The sequence below is a fragment of the Ruegeria sp. HKCCA5491 genome (assembly GCF_013034565.1).
Classification (GTDB): domain Bacteria; phylum Pseudomonadota; class Alphaproteobacteria; order Rhodobacterales; family Rhodobacteraceae; genus Ruegeria.
Genome location: NZ_WQGG01000001.1, coordinates 629,209 through 646,216 on the forward strand (window position 1 = coordinate 629,209; position 17,008 = coordinate 646,216).

The 17,008-nt window shown below is 56.7% G+C and carries 15 protein-coding genes; 6 read left to right on the plus strand and 9 right to left on the minus strand.

The features are described 5' to 3' along the window. The first annotated feature begins 8 nt into the window (after positions 1 to 8). Positions 9 to 1,142 (plus strand): polysaccharide biosynthesis/export family protein, encoded by a 1,134-nt coding sequence (locus tag GOV88_RS02980; RefSeq protein WP_171239494.1) that lies wholly within the window; start codon positions 9 to 11, stop codon positions 1,140 to 1,142. Further along, positions 1,142 to 3,142 (plus strand): capsular polysaccharide biosynthesis protein, encoded by a 2,001-nt coding sequence (locus GOV88_RS02985; RefSeq protein WP_171239495.1) that lies wholly within the window; start codon positions 1,142 to 1,144, stop codon positions 3,140 to 3,142. The genes GOV88_RS02980 and GOV88_RS02985 overlap by 1 nt, the downstream gene beginning before the upstream one ends. On the opposite strand, the gene ribD is transcribed toward GOV88_RS02985, so the two are convergent. The 4 genes from ribD to GOV88_RS03005 form a co-directional block, all read right to left on the minus strand. Continuing rightward, a complete protein-coding gene (gene ribD / locus GOV88_RS02990; protein WP_371808213.1) occupies positions 3,139 to 4,236 on the minus strand; it encodes a bifunctional diaminohydroxyphosphoribosylaminopyrimidine deaminase/5-amino-6-(5-phosphoribosylamino)uracil reductase RibD in 1,098 nt (365 codons plus the stop codon). The two genes, GOV88_RS02985 and ribD, sit on opposite strands and share 4 nt — an antisense overlap. Further along, complete coding sequence (nrdR, locus tag GOV88_RS02995) at positions 4,236 to 4,706, minus strand: transcriptional regulator NrdR (RefSeq protein WP_171120987.1); 471 nt, start codon at positions 4,704 to 4,706, stop codon at positions 4,236 to 4,238. The genes ribD and nrdR overlap by 1 nt, the downstream gene beginning before the upstream one ends. Before the next feature lie 121 nt (positions 4,707 to 4,827). After that, positions 4,828 to 5,241: a secondary thiamine-phosphate synthase enzyme YjbQ gene (locus tag GOV88_RS03000; protein WP_171239497.1), complete on the minus strand. Its 414-nt coding sequence runs from the start codon at positions 5,239 to 5,241 to the stop codon at positions 4,828 to 4,830. 18 nt (positions 5,242 to 5,259) lie between these two features. Then, positions 5,260 to 5,661, minus strand: a complete 402-nt coding sequence (locus tag GOV88_RS03005; RefSeq protein ID WP_171239498.1) for a hypothetical protein — start codon at positions 5,659 to 5,661, stop codon at positions 5,260 to 5,262. A gap of 459 nt (positions 5,662 to 6,120) precedes the next feature. Between GOV88_RS03005 and GOV88_RS03010 the strand changes: the two genes are divergently transcribed. Continuing rightward, the gene (locus GOV88_RS03010) at positions 6,121 to 7,095 is read left to right on the plus strand and encodes an AraC family transcriptional regulator (RefSeq protein ID WP_254428676.1); all 975 of its coding nucleotides are present in this window, start codon (positions 6,121 to 6,123) and stop codon (positions 7,093 to 7,095) included. A 181-nt stretch (positions 7,096 to 7,276) separates the two neighbouring features. Here the strand turns inward: GOV88_RS03010 and rpoD are convergent, their stop codons facing one another. The 4 genes from rpoD to GOV88_RS03030 form a co-directional block, all read right to left on the minus strand. After that, positions 7,277 to 9,268 carry an RNA polymerase sigma factor RpoD gene (gene rpoD, locus GOV88_RS03015; RefSeq protein ID WP_171239499.1) on the minus strand — a complete coding sequence of 664 codons (1,992 nt, stop codon included), beginning with the start codon at positions 9,266 to 9,268 and terminating at the stop codon, positions 7,277 to 7,279. A 114-nt stretch (positions 9,269 to 9,382) separates the two neighbouring features. Beyond that, the gene (dnaG, locus tag GOV88_RS03020; RefSeq protein ID WP_171239500.1) at positions 9,383 to 11,329 is read right to left on the minus strand and encodes a DNA primase; all 1,947 of its coding nucleotides are present in this window, start codon (positions 11,327 to 11,329) and stop codon (positions 9,383 to 9,385) included. 80 nt (positions 11,330 to 11,409) lie between these two features. Further along, positions 11,410 to 11,706, minus strand: coding sequence for a hypothetical protein (locus GOV88_RS03025; RefSeq protein ID WP_171120975.1), 297 nt, complete (start codon positions 11,704 to 11,706; stop codon positions 11,410 to 11,412). 144 nt (positions 11,707 to 11,850) lie between these two features. Beyond that, entirely contained in the window at positions 11,851 to 13,281 is a 1,431-nt protein-coding gene (locus GOV88_RS03030) for a Glu/Leu/Phe/Val dehydrogenase (RefSeq protein WP_171239501.1), read from the minus strand. Between the two features lie 327 nt (positions 13,282 to 13,608). On the opposite strand from GOV88_RS03030, the gene GOV88_RS03035 reads away from it, so the two are divergent. Genes GOV88_RS03035 through GOV88_RS03045 form a run of 3 tightly spaced genes read left to right on the plus strand, consistent with a single transcriptional unit; the run spans position 13,609 to position 16,386 of the window. Continuing rightward, positions 13,609 to 15,291: a TadE/TadG family type IV pilus assembly protein gene (locus tag GOV88_RS03035; protein WP_171239502.1), complete on the plus strand. Its 1,683-nt coding sequence runs from the start codon at positions 13,609 to 13,611 to the stop codon at positions 15,289 to 15,291. Further along, entirely contained in the window at positions 15,288 to 15,818 is a 531-nt protein-coding gene (locus GOV88_RS03040) for a TadE/TadG family type IV pilus assembly protein (RefSeq protein WP_171120969.1), read from the plus strand. The genes GOV88_RS03035 and GOV88_RS03040 overlap by 4 nt, the downstream gene beginning before the upstream one ends. A gap of 7 nt (positions 15,819 to 15,825) precedes the next feature. Further along, the gene (locus GOV88_RS03045) at positions 15,826 to 16,386 is read left to right on the plus strand and encodes a TadE/TadG family type IV pilus assembly protein (protein WP_171120967.1); all 561 of its coding nucleotides are present in this window, start codon (positions 15,826 to 15,828) and stop codon (positions 16,384 to 16,386) included. 1 nt (position 16,387) lies between these two features. On the opposite strand, the gene GOV88_RS03050 is transcribed toward GOV88_RS03045, so the two are convergent. Beyond that, positions 16,388 to 16,858 (minus strand): hypothetical protein, encoded by a 471-nt coding sequence (locus GOV88_RS03050; RefSeq protein WP_171239503.1) that lies wholly within the window; start codon positions 16,856 to 16,858, stop codon positions 16,388 to 16,390. Positions 16,859 to 17,008 lie beyond the last annotated feature (150 nt).

Genomic DNA, 17,008 nt, shown 5'->3' on the forward strand with positions numbered 1-17,008 from the left:
ATTCGGCAGTGCAGAGCTTTCCAATCCAATGGATACGGGGGGTTTCCCTTGTGGCCGCGCTTGGCCTTCTGGCGGCGTGTCAACTTCCAAAGTCCGGCCCCAGCAAGAACCAGATTCTGGCCGGGTCCGTCGAAAACGGTGGCAACGCCTTCGTTGTAGAAGTCGATGATCGTGTCGCGCAGGCCACGTCCGCGATTCCACAATTTGGCTTTCCCGCCTCGTTTCAAAGCGCGCAGAGCTTGGCCGCCGACACAGTGCGACCGGGTGACGTGTTGGGACTGACCGTATGGGAAAACGTCGATGACGGCCTGTTGACGGGGCCAGCCGGGGCCGCAACTGCGCTGAACGAGGTTCAGGTAGACAGCGACGGGTTTATCTTTGTGCCCTACGCGGGGCGCGTCCGTGCAGCCGGGAACACCCCGGAACAGTTGCGCATGCAGATCACCCAAGAGCTCAAGGATCAAACGCCCGACCCGCAGGTCGAAGTGCGCCGTATCGCGGGTGATGGATCAACCGTTTCACTGACAGGCACTATCGGGGCGCCGGGCATCTACCCAATTGAACGTCCGACGCGCACTCTGACGGGCATGCTGTCCCAAGCTGGTGGTGTTGCTGTCGGGTCGGATATTGCACTGGTGACGCTTATTCGCGGCAACGAACGGGGCACGGTGTGGTACGAGGACCTGTTTAGCAACCCTCGGATGGATGTGGCCTTACGCGGCGGCGACCGAATTCTGGTTGAGGCTGACGCGCGGTCATATATCGCATTGGGCGCCACTGGTGGACAGTCGCGTGTTGCCTTTGACAGTCAGGACCTGTCCGCGCTTGAAGCGCTTGCTCAGGTTGGTGGCTTGCAGTCCTTGTCTTCGGACCCAACAGGCATTTTCGTTCTGCGGCGAGAGCGGCAGGACATCGCACGCACAGTTATGGGGCGAGCGGATTTGCAAGGGGATCAACGTATGATCTACCTGCTGAACCTGACTGCCCCGAACGGGCTTTTCGTGGCCAGAGACTTTGTCATTCGCGACGACGACACGATCTATGTGACCGAGGCGCCCTACTCCCAGTGGAGTAAGTCAATTTCCCTTATCGCGGGCGGGCTGACACCCTTCGCGAACGTCGCCACGCTTACGGGCGGCTGATGTATCCCGAGAAATCGGCCGGGGCGGATCGCACCCGATTGTTTGTGTACAATGTCGGTTTTCTGACCGGGCGGCGCATACGCCGAATTCTGACGCTTGCCAGGTATGACATCCGACTAGGCCTTCCCAAGGACGGCGATGTTGTCGGCATTTGGGGCAACAGCCCAACGGCCCATCGCGGCCTAAACATAGCCGAGAAGCATAACGCGCCCCTTCTCAGAGTCGAGGATGCCTTTATTCGATCGCTGCATCCCGGCCGAAGTGGCGAGGCGCCGCTGGGCCTGTTGCTGGATCGAACCGGGCTGCACTTCGATCCGGCCCAACCGTCGGATATTGAAACGCTTCTGAGCACGCACCCGCTGGACGATACCGCCCTGCTGAACAGGGCGCGCGGCGGGATCGCCCGTATGAAAGAGCTCAACATCAGCAAGTATTCCGCGTTTGATACGGCCCTTTCGCCACCCGACCCCGGATATGTTTTGGTCGTGGATCAGGCGCGCGACGACGCATCCGTCACCGCCAGCAAAGGCGACGCTGCCCGGTTCCGTGAGATGCTTGTCATGGCGCAGGAAGAGAATCCGGGCGCACGCGTTTTGATTAAGGCCCACCCTGAAACGATCGAAGGGCATCGCGCCGGGTATTATTCTGAACAGGACTTGTCCGACCGGGTCACACTCTTTGACGCACCACTCAGCCCCTGGACGCTGCTGGAAGGTGCCGTCGGCGTTTATAGCCTGTCGTCCCAGTTGGGGTTCGAAGCCATCCTCGCCGGGCACAAACCCCGCATTTTTGGCGAGCCGTTCTATGCCGGTTGGGGATTGACGCAGGACGAACATTTTTTTCCCCGCAGGCAGCGCACCTTGACCCGCGCGCAGTTGTTTGCGGCTGCGATGGTTCTGTACCCAAAGTGGTATGATCCGTTTCAGGATCAATTGTGCGAGTTGGAAACGGTTCTCGACATTCTTGAGGCGCAAACGCGCGCTTGGCGGCAGGATCACCAAGGTTGGACAGCCTCGGGTATGCGGCTGTGGAAGCGCAAACACCTGCAACAGATGTTCGGGCGCGAAAAGAAAATGCGGTTCACGACCGAGATTCCTGAAAATACGGACCGGCCGCACATGGTGTGGGGCAATCACGCACGCGATGCCGGGCATGTCACGCGGGTCGAAGATGGATTTCTCCGGTCCCGAGGGCTTGGCGCGCGTCTTGTGCCACCCCTGTCTCTGGCAACCGACGACATCGGAATCTACTACGACCCTACCCGTCCGAGCCAGCTTGAGGAGATGATCGCCCGGCGGGAAACCCTGCGTCCCGATCAGCAAATCCGAGCTGAAAAGCTTATCTCGCGCATCGTGTCTGCGAACCTCAGCAAGTACAATACGGGTGGGTCATGCCCGAAACTGCCCGAGGGTCACCGGATACTCGTCCCCGGTCAGGTAGAGGATGATGCGTCAATCCTTTTGGGCACCAACAACGTGCGGACAAATCTTGAACTATTGCGAACGACGCGCGAGGCGAACCCAGACGCCGTCATCATCTACAAGCCTCACCCGGATGTCGAAGCTAAGCTGCGCGAAGGCGAGATTGACACGGCAGGTCTTACTGACGTCGTTGCAGTGAACTCCGACCCCGCACTGTTGCTTACCCAAGTGCAAGAAGTCTGGACCATGACGTCGCTGCTGGGATTTGAGGCACTTTTGCGCAGTGTCAGCGTTACGACGCTTGGCGGACCTTTCTATGCGGGCTGGGGACTGACCCAAGATCTGGGGTCCGTTCCTGCAAGGCGCGGAGCGCGCCCATCATTGTTGGGTTTGGTGCACGCGTCTTTGATTGACTATCCACGCTATCTGGACCCCGTAACTGGCCAACCCTGCCCCGTTGAAGTCGCCCTACAACGTTTGGTGGACGGTTATGGGGCGACAGGTGGCGCGTCTGTTCGACTGCTGTCCAAACTACAGGGCGTTTTTGCCACGCACGCGCATTTCTGGCGCAGAGGTTAGCGGAAAGATCGCGTCCATCGGTGCAGCACATCCGGCCCAACGGCCCGCACCTCCAACAATTCGAACCGAGGTGCGGTGTCCAAAGTCTCTAGCCCCAGTGAACCAATTGCCGACAAGCCTTCTGCACCGATTGTCAGGCCAGCACTGAATCCGACCAACTCATCGACAAGGTCTTCGGCAAGTAGTGACGCCGCAAGCGCAGACCCTCCTTCGCAGAAGACACGGGTCAGACCGGCCTGCCCCAACTGCTGCAAAAGGTCCGTGGCATCAATCTGGTGATCATTCAACGCGCAAGGGATCAGCGTCGCGCCAAGCCCTTCCCACGCACGTGCACGTTCGGTGTCCGGCGACGGGCCGTGGCACAGCCACAGCGGAATTTGAGCGGCGGTTCTGGCAAGTTGACCGATCAGCGGAATGTCCAGGTGGCGCGAGACAACGACCCTGACAGGCTGGTTGTCTATTCCAAGATCGCGGACATTCAGCGACGGGTCATCTGCCCGCGCGGTTCCTGCCCCGACCATCACCGCATCATGCCGGGCGCGCATCGCATGAACCACACGTCTTGCCTTGGGGCCGGTTATCCACTGGCTGTGACCGCTTGAGGTCGCGATCCGGCCATCAAAACTGCTGGCCAGTTTGAGCGTCACAAAAGGCCGCCCCTGTTCGGTTTTCAAAAAGAACCCCGCATGATCCCGCGCCGCTTGATCGGCAAGAACCCCGGTCGTCACCTCAATTCCCGCATCACGAAGCATCGCAAAGCCCTGCCCGGCCACGCGCGGATCGCTGTCTTCAATCGCAGAAACAACGCGTGAGACACCCGCCGCGATCAGGGCTTCGGCGCAGGGCGGCGTCTTGCCATGATGTGAGCACGGCTCCAGCGAAACATATGCTGTCGCTCCGCGCGCTGCATCTCCGGCTTGCCTCAGAGCTTCGGTTTCGGCGTGGGGCCGTCCGCCCGGTTGCGTCCAGCCACGCCCAACGATCCGACCGTCGCGCACGACAACGCAACCAACAGCCGGATTTGGCCAACACGTTCCTTGACCGCGCTGACCCAAGGACAGGGCCAACGCCATATATCGCTTATCTGTTTCGATCACTCGTCTGACGAAGGCTGCGGCGGTCGCAACTCGTGGACGAACTCCTCAAAGTCATCGGCCGCCTGGAAATTCTTGTACACGCTGGCAAAGCGAACATAAGCCACCGTGTCAATCCGCGCCAGAGCCTCCATCACGATCTCGCCGATCTTGCTTGAGGGGATATCGGTTTCACCCATGCTTTCCAGACGGCGCACAATGCCAGAGATCATCTGGTCAATGCGATCCGGCTCAATCGGGCGTTTCTGCATCGAAATGCGGATAGAACGTTCCAGCTTGTCACGATCGAAATCTTCGCGCTTGCCGTTGGTCTTGATTACAACCAAGTCGCGCAACTGTACACGCTCATACGTCGTGAACCGTCCGCCACACGCCGGGCAGAAGCGACGTCTGCGGATCGCAACGTGATCCTCAGCCGGACGTGAATCTTTGACCTGAGTGTCGATATTTCCGCAAAACGGGCAGCGCATCCGCCGTCTCCTCGTCCCTTTGTCCACCTCTTTTTGTAAGCGCTACGGCTTACTTATCCACAACTATAGGGCAGCCGCTAGGGTTTGGGTAGTCGGAATTTATCACCGCAAGATAAAGGGTTCAGGCAAAATGCGCAGCGACCCTTCTATTGTGTGCCATCGCACGATGCTCAAACAGGTAAACGCCCTGCCACGTTCCCAGCATCGGCTGCCCGTTCGTTACCGGAATGCTGAGGGAAACCGGTAAAAGAGCAGCCTTGATGTGCGCGGGCATATCGTCGGGCCCTTCGTAGGTATGACGCAGGTAGGACATCGACGGATGATCTGATGGCGGTACAAGCCTTTCAAAGAAGGCTTTTAGGTCCGTCTGAACCTCGGGGTCTGCGTTTTCCTGTATCACAAGCGAACAAGACGTGTGCCGCACAAACAATGTCAGCAAACCGTCACCTGAGACCGAGCTAAGCCAGTTGCGCAGGTCCAAGGTGAATTCATACAACCCCGGCCCTTTCGTCGAAATAAAAAACTCGGTCTGCATTTAGTGGTTCACTTAACCTCAGTTCAAGAAAGGACGGACATTACAACGCCCATTGGCACCCTGAACTGACATGCTTTCGCCGGGGTTGAAACCCGAAGTTATGAAACTGCCTTGCTGGGGCACCTCACCCGCAGGCGGTTGGGTCGAGAACTGGACGGCTGTACGGCGGCCCGTTGCCTCGCTGGGGCCATAGCCACGCACGACATAGATGCGATCCTGCCAGCCAGCGTCCAGAGTTCGACGCGCAAAATCCGCAGCCGCGCACCAATATCCATCAACATCCCTGCGTGAGCGCGGGATCACTTCGAAAACCGAGTTGTTCAGCGCAACTGTCTGAAATCCGTTCCGCGCCGCTGAGGCAGAAGCTGGTGTACTCAGCAAGACCGCAGCGGTCACTGCCGTGGTGATAAACTTTTTCATAATCATACTCTTTCCTGTTGCGAGGTGAATTTTGAAATAGTGTACATTCATAGCGAGCAAGACCGGTTCACAATCAATTCAGGCGCGCCCAAAATTCACGTGAGCGCGCGTTAGAATGGTATCAAGTTGCACGCGTTCTTTACAGGGCTTCGCCCCGAAAGCGCCAAAGTACACTGGATAATTGGCAGGTCACGTGTCGGGGAGCCTCTGGTCGTCTGCGCGACAATTTGGCTGGGCTCTGACCTTCATCCCCATAACGGTACCGACCCGACAACGCGCGGATATTAGATGGATCGCCAACACAGGTCTTGCTGAATCCTGCCAACCTTTTACGATTTACAGTCAGTTGAAAGACAGTTCACACGGGAACCCCAGCAGGTAAACTGGTGGAAATCACAATGTATGCGCTAAAATCACATTATGGACGTTGATATTGCTCGCCTTCAATTGTTGACCAGAATGCTTGAAGATCAAGCGAACGATCCGGCTATTGTGGATCAGGTTCTGGAAAAAAGTGGCCTAACTCGCGACGACCAGACATCAGCGACCTATAGCGCCCAAAAAGAGGCGCTTTTTGTGCGGTTCGCCTGCGATGTGCTGGCTGACGCTACATTTGCGGCCAGGGCCGGCCTACAGTTCAAATCGTCATCAAGCCTGACGGCATATATCAGTAAATACTCCCGCGATCTGAAGCAGGTACTGGAAAACGCGTCCCGGTTTCACGGTCTCATAGACCCTGCCCTAATGTTCAGCCTGAGGGTTGCGGGAAATTTCGCCGCGATTGAGGCGGAATGGAAAGATGCAAGTTATGCCCGTTATCATCGGCGAACCGAGTTTCTTTTGTTCGCGGGTCTTGCCCGCCTGCGGGACCTGACGCAATCAAACTTCTTTCCTATTGAAATTCGCTTTCAGCACGAAGTTGGGAGCAGCAGAAACAAATACCAAAGGTTGGCGGGTTTTCCCGTGTTGTTTGGGGCTGAGAGGGTGGAAATCGTTCTGGCTCTGTCTTCGCTGGATCTTCCGGTTCCAACCTACGACCCAAAACTGCGCGAACATCTGCTGGAATATGGTGACCGTGTCATCGCCGAAAAGCGGCAACCGAAACAAAAGCTGCGCGCTCAGGTCGAAGGGCTGATCACCCGCTCATTGCCCGGCGCGATCATTCAATCCGAAGACGCCGCCGCAAATTTGGGGCTAAGTACCCGGACCTTTGCCCGCAGGCTCAAGGAAGAAGGCACAAGCTATCGCGAAATCGTCGAGGACTTGAGATGTGATTTGGCCCAGACCTTTATCACCAACGGAATGCCTCTGTCCGAGATTGCGTTCTCGTTGGGGTATGCCGATCAACCTGCGTTTTCGACCGCATTCAAAAGATGGACAGGGCAAGCCCCCAGTGCGTTTCGAAGCAGGCTGGATGTGTCGACCAAAGCCTGAGACCGGGGGTCATTGGCGCAAACGCCTCGCCCCGGCCCGTCCCATGAGTGGACAAGCGCGATATAGAAACCCCGAGACCTTATAACTTGTGAGTTCTCGCCAATTTGAGGTTTGAACAAGACTTCGTGTTTATGACGAATGCCCAAAGAAAAAGGCGCCTGATGTCAGGCGCCTTTTTTGATCACTGATCCAGGAAGGACCGCAGTTTGCGCGATCGGCTGGGATGTTTCAGTTTCCGCAGGGCTTTCGCTTCGATCTGACGGATACGTTCGCGGGTCACGCTGAACTGCTGGCCCACCTCTTCCAGCGTGTGATCGGTATTCATGCCGATGCCAAAACGCATCCGTAGAACCCGTTCCTCACGCGGCGTGAGCGAGGCCAGAACGCGCGTTGTGGTTTCCTTGAGGTTTTCCTGAATGGCGCTGTCCAGCGGCAGCACGGCATTCTTGTCCTCGATGAAATCGCCCAGTTGGCTGTCTTCCTCGTCGCCAATCGGCGTTTCCAGAGAGATCGGCTCTTTAGCGATTTTCATCACCTTGCGAACCTTCTCAAGCGGCATTTGAAGCTTTTCCGCCAATTCTTCCGGCGTCGGCTCGCGACCGATTTCGTGCAGCATCTGGCGGCCGGTCCGAACCAGCTTGTTGATCGTTTCGATCATGTGCACCGGAATACGGATGGTGCGCGCCTGATCCGCGATGCTCCGCGTGATCGCCTGACGAATCCACCAGGTCGCATAGGTCGAGAATTTATAGCCACGACGGTATTCGAACTTGTCCACCGCCTTCATCAGGCCGATGTTACCTTCCTGAATAAGATCAAGGAATTGCAGGCCACGGTTCGTGTACTTTTTGGCAATCGAGATCACCAGACGCAGGTTGGCTTCGACCATTTCCTTCTTGGCCTGCCGCGCCTCTTTCTCGCCCTTCTGAACCTGCTGCACGATGCGGCGGAATTCCGGGATATCCAGACCAACGTATTGCCCGACTTGGGCCATATCGTTGCGCAATTCTTCAACCTTGGCGGTCGAGCGTTCGATGAACATCTGCCAGCCCCGACCCGGTTTTTCGGCCATAGCCGACAGCCAGTTCGGGTCCAGCTCGCGGCCACGATAGGCGTCGATGAATTCCCGACGGTTGATCCGCGCCTGATCCGCCAGTTTCACCATCGCACTGTCCAGCGACATGACGCGACGGTTGATACCATAAAGCTGGTCGATCAGAGCTTCGATCCGGTTGTTATGCAGGTGAAGACCATTCACCAGCTCAACAATCTCGGCCCGCAGTTTCTGATAGGTTTCTTCGTCCTTTTCGCTGAATGAACCGTCTTCGTTCAGGGTGGCCGAAATCCGGCTGTCCTGCATTTCAGACAGCATCGAGAAGTCGGTCGAGATCCGCTCCAGTGTCGTCAGAACCTGATCTTTCAACGCGGCTTCCATCGCGGCCAGCGACATGTTGGCCTGATCGTCGTCGTCATCATCATCGTCATTGTTCAGCGGGTTGCCGTCGGCATCCAATTCGGGGCCGGTATTCTCTTTCGCGGGCTTGGCAGCCTGCACGTTCGAGGTATCGACCACCGGTTCTTCGACATCGCCGTCTTCGTCCATCTGGTTGCCGAAGGTGGCCTCCAGATCAATGACGTCGCGCAGCAGAATGTCTTCGGACAGCAATTCGTCATGCCAGATGGTGATCGCCTGGAAGGTCAGAGGACTTTCGCACAGACCGGCGATCATCGTGTTGCGGCCGGCCTCGATCCGCTTGGCGATGGCGATCTCACCCTCGCGGCTCAGCAGTTCAACCGAGCCCATCTCGCGAAGGTACATGCGCACCGGATCGTCGGTGCGGTCTAGCTTTTCGGTTGCTGCCCCTGACAGGGCAACTTCGCGGTTGCTTTCGGTCGTGGTGAGTTCGGTCGAACCTTTGTTTTCTTCTTCTTCGGCCTCTTCATCCTCGATGATGTTGATGCCCATCTCGGACAGCATCGACATTACATCTTCGATCTGTTCCGAACTGACCTGATCCGGCGGCAGCACCTGATTAAGCTGGTCGTAGGTGATGTAACCTTTCTCGCGGGCCTCGGCGATCATCTTCTTGACCTGGGCCTGGCTCATGTCCAGCGAGATTTCCTGTTCCTGCTCGTCGGATTTGCGGTCTTCGTTGGTATCCTTGGCGGCCATTCAATGCTCCTGCAGGGATGGGTGATTCGTCTGAGCCGAATCATTAGCGCGTAGAAGTGATTCGGCCACCCGTTTACTCGTTTTTCTTTTCCAGTGCCTTACGAAAACACCACTTTACCGGCGTTTTCGCTCAAAATTGATTCCGGACATGATTGCCTCGAACGCGTCTTTCTCGTCGCGGTTGATTCGCGCGCCATTGTCGGCCACGTCGAAAATCGCCCTGTCTTCGTTCTGACTGCGGCTTGTGCGGTTTCGCTCTTCGGCGGCCTGAGCCAGCCGATATGTCAGCGCCTCATCCGGCAGTTCAGACAGTTCCTCCTCGGCTTCGGCAATCTCTGCGTCCAACCCCCTGAGAGCTTTGATTTTTGCGAGTTCCTCGGCCAGTGTCATCTCGGCCTTCTCAACGTCGCCCGGTTTGAACACACAGGGGATCACTGCGACATGGCGAAGGCGCAGGAGGTTTTCAAGGGCGTCCGGCCCCAAAGTTTCGGCAATGTGGTCTTTCAGGTTGTCGGGATCATCAATAGCATGGCGCAAGATCGCGCCGCGCAGGGCGGCATGATCAGGGTCACGACACTCCATCTCTTCCAATTGATGTTCAAACTGCACCACGACCTGCGGGTTCAGCGCCGCGATCGCCAAGATCGCACCTTCGCGCAGTTGGATTTCCGCGCCCTCTGACGAAGCAAGGAACGAAGCGCGCGCACCCGGTGTCGCCGCCGGTTTGGGCTGCCACTTGCCACGCGGTTGCCAAGGGCGATTCTGCGACTGGCGCTGTGGGCGGAATAGCTGCCAGCGCAAATCCTTGATTTCCTGCCCGTAATGCGACCGGATCGACGGGTCGCGGATCAGCTTGATCTTGTCGCGCAGCACCTTGTCCAGCGCAGCCTTGCGCTCGGGGCTGTCGAACACTTTACCCTCGGTTTCGCGCTGCCACAGCAGTTTGACCATGGGGATTGCGCCCTCCAACACCGATTGCACAGCCCCCGGCCCTTCGGCACGCAGCAAGTCATCAGGATCTTTGCCCTCGGGCATCAGGGCAAAGCGCAGGGATTTGCCAGCCTCAAGCAACGGCAGCGCCAGATCAACCGCGCGCATCGCGGCGCGCAGACCGGCTGTATCGCCATCCAGTGCAATGATCGGCTCGTCCGATATCCGCCACAGCAATTGCAACTGATGTTCGGTAATCGCCGTGCCCAAAGGCGCAACGGACGCGCCGAACCCAGCCTCGGCCAGCGCAATCACGTCCATATACCCTTCGGCAACGATCAGAGGTTGCCCCTTACCCGCAGCCTGCCGCGCGGGACCGTGGTTATAGAGATTGCGCCCCTTGTCGAACAGCTCAGTCTCGGGCGAGTTCAGGTACTTGGCGTTGTCATTTGGGTCCATCGCCCGGCCGCCAAAAGCGATGCAGCGCCCGCGCGGGTCGCGGATCGGGTACATAATCCGATTTCGGAACGTGTCGTAAGGTTTTTTGCCCTTGTTCGACGGCTTCGCCAGACCTGCCCCAAGGATCAAGTCCTCGGTGACGTTCTTACCCGTCAAATGGTCCCACAACGCCTGCCATCCATCGGGGGCAAAGCCGATCTCCCACCGGTCCAACGCCTGCGCATCTAGCCCCCTGCCGGTCAGATAGTCGCGCGCAGCATTCCCTGCACCGGTCTTAAGCTGCAGGCGGAAGAACTGCACAGCCTGCTCCATCACCTCAGCCAGTTGCGCACGGCGGTCCTGCTTTTCCTGCGCCTTGGGGTCACGCTGTGGCATCGGCATCCCGGCCTCGCGTGCCAGAATCTCAACCGCTTCGATGAACGAGACATTCTCGGTGTCTTTCACAAAGCTGATCGCGTCGCCTTTGGCGTGACAACCAAAGCAGTAATAGAACCCCTTTTGATCATCCACATGGAACGAGGCCGTCTTTTCATGGTGAAACGGGCACGGCGCCCACATGTCACCCTTGCCCTGATTGGACTTGCGTTGATCCCACATGACCTTGCGCCCAACGACCTGAGACAGGCTAAGGCGAGTGCGCAGTTCATCAAGAAATCCGGGGGGCAACGACATGGGTCAAACCTGACAGAAATGAAAACGCGCGCCAAGGGGATGACGCGCGTTTGTCCACAGCGAATTACTGAACTTGTGGATTATTGCTGCAAACACAGCTCCAGCCATGCGGCAGCAAGGTCCTTTTTGCGGATATCGCGCATCTTTTGCTCATAGACCCACGGTGTGATCAGCGGAATTGCGGCATTGTAATTATCCGGCCAAGTCGGGGCTGATGCAGCAACGGCCTCCGGCACGTCCCGCTCTTTCACCTTATCAAGCCGCGCTTTCTGAATCGCTGCGACGACGTCGGCCTGATATTGGCAGTCTTGTTTCTTGGCTTCCTGCGCAGCCAAAGGCGTGGCCGCAAGAAAGGCAATCATTGCTATTCGCAACACGGTTGTCTCCCGGATTTGATTCCTTCCGGGCAGCTTACCCGCCACTGGGCATCCCCGCCATCGCCCATTTGCACCTGCCCGGAGTACTTTCCGAAAACATAAGGGCGGCCGAACATTTAATCGACCGCCCCGATTTCATATGCGTCAGAGACCTTTGGCGCGATAACTTTTCGCCACACGGTCCACGGCCACGATATAGGCTGCTGTCCGCAGATCCTCGACATCGTCGCGGTTATGCCAGACTTCACGCATGGACTGGTAGGCGATACGCATCGTGTCATCCAGGCCCGAGCGTACAAGCTCCAATTCGTCGGCGCCCTTCAAATACTTGGACTTAAAGTCCGGTGACATTGACCAGGCATCCCCCAGATAGCGATCCAACCGCTCAAGCTCACTTACAATCAGCTCGTGGCGGGCTTCTTCCTGCCGGCGCTGCATTCGGCCAAACCGGATGTGGCTGAGGTTCTTTACCCACTCAAAATAAGAAACGGTCACACCGCCCGCATTGGCGTACATGTCGGGGATGATAACCGTGCCTTTCTTGCGTAGAACCTCGTCGGCGCCCGCAGTCACCGGACCATTTGCAGCCTCGATGATCAGGGGGGCTTTGATGCGATCGGCATTGGTCAGGTTGATGACACCTTCCAAGGCGGCGGGAATCAGGATGTCGCACTCGGCCTCAAGAACCGCCGCACCGTCTGCCGAATGGGTCGCATCGGGATAGTCGCTTACGCCACCGTGTTTGACGATCCACTGTCGAACCGATTCAACATCAATTCCGTCCGGGTTATAAAGTGCTCCGTCCCACTCGATGATACCGACAATACGGCTGCCATCCTCCTCGCTCAGGAACTTGGCGGCGTGGTAACCCACATTGCCCAGCCCTTGTACGACAATGCGCTTCCCATCCAGCCTTCCGGACAGGTTTGCCTTTTGGACGTCCTCGGGATGCCGGAAAAATTCGCGCAGCGCATACTGGATACCCCGGCCCGTGGCCTCGACCCGCCCCGCGATCCCCCCAGCGTTCAGGGGTTTGCCAGTCACACAGGCGCGCGCATTGATATCGGTGGTGTTCATACGGGCGTATTGATCCGCCATCCACGCCATCTCACGCTCACCCGTGCCCATATCCGGCGCCGGGACGTTCTGCGAAGGGTTGATGAGATCACGCTTGGCCAGCTCATACGCGAACCGGCGCGTGATCTGCTCCAACTCGTGTTCCTCATACTGCCGAGGATCAATGCACAATCCCCCCTTGGACCCGCCAAAGGGTGTTTCGACCAAAGCGCACTTATAGGTCATCAGGGCCGCCAGTGCTTCAACCTCATCCTGGTTCACGGCCAACGCAAAGCGGATACCGCCCTTCACCGGCTCCATATGTTCTGAATGAACAGAACGGTACCCTGTGAACGTGTGAATATCGCCCCGTAGCCGCACACCAAATCGCACGGTATAGGTGGCGTTACAGACCCGGATCTTTTCCTCTAGCCCCGGAGGGAGGTCCATCAGGGACGCCGCCCTGTTGAACATCAAATCAACACTCTCTCGAAAGCTGGGTTCGTTTGTGGCCGTCATTTAATCCTCCGTGCCAAAGAGCGATCTACGCTCTGACTTTTTGTCGCACCCCTTGCGTAAACGATCAATATTTAAGCAAAAATAAAATTCAAAATCCTCACACTTTTTTACCGAACCGCGGTGAGTCGCAGTCTTTTCGATCATCGCCCGGAATTGTCCCCAATCAGAATACAGAGCGGCGCGAACTCTGTGAATTATCCGCCATTCGACAGGAAAAGGGCCTAATCTAAGGTTTTTTCGCCCAATTCCCGCCACGTTTCCCAGCTAATTTTCTGGCGTTAACTTTTCCTTAGCAGGGCCAAGCCACTGCTCAGCGAGGTCAGCACTATGATTAAGAACGCTATTGTCAGCGGATTTGGAAAATTTGGAAAAAAGAGTGCACCGGTCCGCGATTTCGCTGAACGCGAAGACGGGACGTTCACGATTTTCGTACTATTGGGTTTCTTGGTTATCTTCGCCACAACGGGGATGGGCGTCGATTTGATGAACTATGAGCGTGACCGCGCGAATTTGCAGTCGACGCTGGATCGCGCCGTGCTGGCTGCGGCCGACCTTGATCAGAAACTGCCCCCGAAAGAGGTTGTTGCTTCCTATTTGGAAAAAGCCGGATTGGAAGGCAAACTTGTCGGCGAACCCGTCGTGATTGAAGGATTGGGATCAAGAACCGTTTCGGCCACCGCCGAAACCGTCGTCAAAACGCATTTCATGAGCTTTTCGGGGGTCAACTCACTGACCGCACGCGCCGCGAGCACTGCGGAAGAATCAGTGGGTGCTGTCGAAATCTCGCTGGTCCTCGACATGTCGGGTTCGATGGACAACCCGTCGGCCGAAGCCGGCAAAACCAAGATCGAAGTTCTGCGGGATGCCGCGAAAGAATTCGTTACGCTGATGCTGTCGAAGCAAGACGCGACAGAAGTTTCCATGTCGATTGTTCCTTACGCGACGCAGGTAAATGCGGGCGAGGATATTCTGAGCAAGTTCAGCAATGTCACCTCTGAACACAGCTATTCGCACTGCGTGAACTTTTCGTCGACCCAATTTGACGACCCGTCAATGGATCCGACTTCGGCATTCCAGCGCACCGCGCATTTTGACCCGTTCCGCTACACCAATGGTGCAGAGCAATTTCCAAGATATCCTGTGTGCCCAACCCGCGTCGGCAGTGAAATTACGGCCGTCACAGACGATATCGACGTACTTCACAACCGCATTGATGCCCTGACCGCGAAAGGCAACACATCAATCGACGTTGGAATGAAGTGGGGATCCGCAATGTTGGACCCAAAATTCAAGGGCATTATCAAAAGCTTGTCGACCGAAGGCGCGGTTCCTGTGAAATTCGACGACCGTCCGTTGCGCTATGAGGATGATGTTCTGAAAGTTATCATCGTCATGACCGACGGTAAGAACACGACGCAGTATATGCTGAATTCAAATTACCGCAGCGGCAATTCGAATGTCTGGTTCAACCCCGAATACGACCGGGGCGATGGTAAGTTGGGTGAATACAGTGTTCGCTATTCGACCAATCCGGATCGCTGGGTCTGGATGCAGCACACAGATGCGGCGGGCTATTATGTCACGGCGACGCATCCGTTTGGCAATCCGCCCGACGAAAACGCTTCGAACGAAGAAGTCGGCACATCTGTGCGCCTGACCTATCCTGAACTCTTCAACCTTGCTTCGACCTGGTGGAATGCCAAGAACAACTATTACTGGCAGAACAACCACGAGAGTAACTGGCACTATAACATTCGCTCATCGGTGGGTGCGACAACCAAGAACACGCGCACCAGCAACATCTGCGGCGCTGCCAAAGACATGGGCGTGATCGTTTACGGTATCGCGTTCGAAGCACCGGACGAAGGTCTGACGACCATCAAGAACTGTGCGAGTTCGGACAGTCATGTCTACAAAGTCGACGAATTCGATGATCCAGAAGGTATTTCGCTGGGAGACGCCTTTGTCTCCATCGCTTCGTCGATCAAAAAACTGAGGCTGACACAATGAGCATGAAAGCCCTGGCAAAACTCCTGAAATTCCGAAAATCAGAGGCCGGCTCTGTGACGGTAGAGTTCGTGCTGATTTTCCCCGCGTTCCTGTTTTTCATCCTGAGCGCGGTGGAGTATTCGCTTGTCACCCTGCAGCAGGCGATGCTGGAGCGCGCGGTCGATCAGTCCGTTCGGGACATTCGCCTGGGCACAGGCTCAAACTTGACCCACGATCAGATCAAGGACTCGATCTGCAACAAGGCAATTATGGTCAGAGAGTGCGGGAAGAACCTGCGGCTCGAGATGATCATCCAAAACGCGTTTGTTGGCGTCGACCTGCCCCCTGCCCCGGATTGCACTGACAATTCCGAAGAAGTGAAGCCCGTGCGTCAATTCAAACAAGGCCAGTCCAACGAACTGATGATCCTGCGCGCATGCGCAAAAGTTGATCCGGTGTTCCCGACCTCTGCGATGGGTCGTGCGCTTTCGGACGAAACTGGCCAGATCGCGTTGACCGCGACCACAGCATTTGTTCAGGAGCCTTGATAGACCCATGTCCTTTCTGTCCAAGTTCAAAAAACTCTTCAGCCGCACCGCGCGTGACGAAAGCGGTCTGCTGACCGTCGAAGCTGTTTTGATATTCCCCATGCTGGTCTGGACTGTGACGGGGGCCTTCACTTTTTTCGACGGGTTCCGTCAAAGCGCGGCCAACCTGAAGGCGGCCTATACAATCGGCGACCTCATCTCGCGGGAAACTCAAACAGTTACGGACACCTATGTGGATTCTCTGTATGAGTTGATGCTGCGCATGGTCAACAATGGCTCGGAAATGAAGCTGCGGGTCACGCTCATTGTTTTTGATGAAGTGGATGATCGCCACTACGTCCGGTGGTCAACCGAACGTGGGTACAATCAAGTCTGGACCGACGGGAACATCAAGGACATGCGGGATAGCCTGCCCCCGATGCCCGATCAGGACACGTTGATTATCGTCGAAACAGCCAACAACTATGTACCTGTTTTTGGGTCCGGTTGGGTTTCTGACGACTATACGTTCCGCAACTTTGTGTTCACCCGCCCCCGTTTCACCAACGAGATCGCGGCTGACGTCTGATTTATGCTCTGTCTGCGATTATCGCAGACAGCATCTCGGACATGAACTTGGTTTCAGCAGCGGCGGTCATTCCTCCGATACCGACCCGACGCCCAAGTCGCCACCACAGACCCGGTGCCCAAACGTTCTTTTCCTTGGAATTTGTCCGCACAAGAAAACCGTTTGATGGTTTGAACGCAAAGACCCCTCGGTCAACGGCCTCGACATCCTGAACGCGCGCAATGATGCGCCCTGTTCCGGTGCGCAGCTCGGTCTGTGTCAGCTCAATCCAATCTTCGGTCGCATTCCACATGCGATACGCCAGCCAAAACGCAGCAGCGCCAACAGCGATCAGGAACACCTGCCAATGGGGTTCGGGCGGCGCGGCCAAGGCCACGTACAGAACCATGGCACCGACCACGGCCAACATACCAACCCCAAGCCACCGCCTGGGCGTCGACGCTTTTACTGTGGCCAGAACTTCCTGCTGCATGTCCATCCCCTGCATGATTTCGACCGGGTTTAGCGGCTTTCCGCGGTGAAAGACAGAGGCGGTTTGATTGCTAATTTTTGCACATAGCACGTGCCCAATCGCAAATTGACGCACATTGCGCACAGACTACATGATCGACCAAGTAACAGG